The following is a 1,525-nucleotide window of genomic DNA, read 5'->3' on the forward strand; positions in this document are numbered from 1 at the left end:
CTTCCGCATTCCGCGCGCCGATGCGCTCGCTCATGTCTGGGGCTACGGCGTCGGCGTCGCCCTGACCCGCCGCGACCTGCAGGATCAGGCGAAGAAAGCGGCACGTCCGTGGGACTGGTCGAAGGCCTTCGACCAGTCCGCGCCTTGCGGTCCGCTGGTTCCGGCCGCGACATCAGGACATCCGGACAAAGGCCGCATCTGGCTTGCCGTCAACGGCGCGGTGAAACAGGACGGCGATCTTGCCGAGCTTATCTGGCCGATCGCCGACATCGTCTCGATCTGCAGCGAGGCGGTCGAGCTTCGGCCGGGCGACCTGATCTTCACCGGCACGCCGGCCGGCGTCGGTCCGGTTCAGGCCGGAGACAGGATCACCGGCGGGGTCGACGGCATCGGCACGGTCGAGGTGGCCATCGGACAACCGAGGCGATGAGCGACCTCGTCCTCCACAATTACTACCGCTCCTCCACCTCCTACCGGGTGCGGATCGCGCTGGCGATGAAGGGGCTGGACTATACCTATGTGCCGCATCATCTGCGGCACGGCGAGCATCTCGAGCCCGCCTATCTCGCGATCAACCCGCAAGGGCTGGTGCCGGCGCTGGTGCTGGATAACGGCCGGCTTTTGACGCAGTCGCTGGCGATCATCGAATATCTCGACGAGATTGAGCCCGAGCCACCGCTGCTGCCGAAGGATGCGTTGGGTCGGGCTCGCGTCAGGATGCTGGCGCAGATGATCGCCTGCGACATCCACCCGGTGAACAATCTGCGCGTGCTGACCTCGCTGCGCACCTTGTTCGGCGCCGGCGACGAGGACGTCGTCAACTGGTTCCGGCACTGGGTGAACGAAGGCTTCCAGCCGCTTGAAAAGATTCTCGCCTCCTCGCCCGAGACCGGCGCCTTCTGCCATGGCGACACGCCGGGCATGGCCGATATCTGCCTTGCCGCGCAGGTCACCAACAATGCCCGCTTCGGTGTCGACATGGCGCCCTACCCGGTAATCGCGCGCATCAACGCCGCCTGCATGGCGCTGCCGGCGTTCCAGCAGGCAGCGCCGCAGAACCAGATCGATGCCGAGTAGGGAAGCCAAAGACGCCGAGGAGGCCAAGGCACTGGCCGACATCGACGAGTTCGGGTGTCATATCCTCTATGTGCTGGAGGAGGACGAGAATCCGCCATTCGCATACTCGGTCGGGATAGAGCACAATTTTGGCGTCCCTGAATTGGTCGTCATCGGGCTCAAGCCGGAGCTTTCGATGACCATCGTCAATGAGTACTGCAGACGCGTGCGCGGCGGCGAGAGGTTCCGCATCGGAGAGCGGGCGTCGGGTTTCCTGGGAGGTGGCTTCGACTGTCAGTTCGGTGCGGTCCACCCGGACCACTATCCCGAATATTTCGGTTGGAATATCTGGTTCTACGACGGGCCGGATTTCCGGATCATGCAGCTAATTTTTCCAACAACCTCCGGCGTTTGGCCATGGGATGCCGAGGCCGATGAATGGGTTCGCAAGCGGCAGCCCCTTCTAGAC

The 1,525-nt window shown here is 63.9% G+C and carries 3 protein-coding genes; all 3 read left to right on the top strand.

The features are described 5' to 3' along the window. A partial coding sequence (locus tag EOA28_RS35365; RefSeq protein WP_148671092.1) for a fumarylacetoacetate hydrolase family protein occupies nucleotides 1-430 on the top strand: 430 nt, incomplete at its 5' end. Next, nucleotides 427-1,077 (top strand): maleylacetoacetate isomerase, encoded by a 651-nt coding sequence (maiA, locus tag EOA28_RS35370; protein WP_127252968.1) that lies wholly within the window; start codon nucleotides 427-429, stop codon nucleotides 1,075-1,077. The genes EOA28_RS35365 and maiA, both read left to right, overlap by 4 nt. Then, the coding region (locus EOA28_RS35375; RefSeq protein WP_128315827.1) for a DUF4262 domain-containing protein at nucleotides 1,067-1,525 on the top strand (459 nt) is incomplete at its 3' end. The genes maiA and EOA28_RS35375, both read left to right, overlap by 11 nt.

This window comes from Mesorhizobium sp. M2A.F.Ca.ET.067.02.1.1 (genome assembly GCF_004023285.1).
GTDB lineage: Bacteria > Pseudomonadota > Alphaproteobacteria > Rhizobiales > Rhizobiaceae > Mesorhizobium.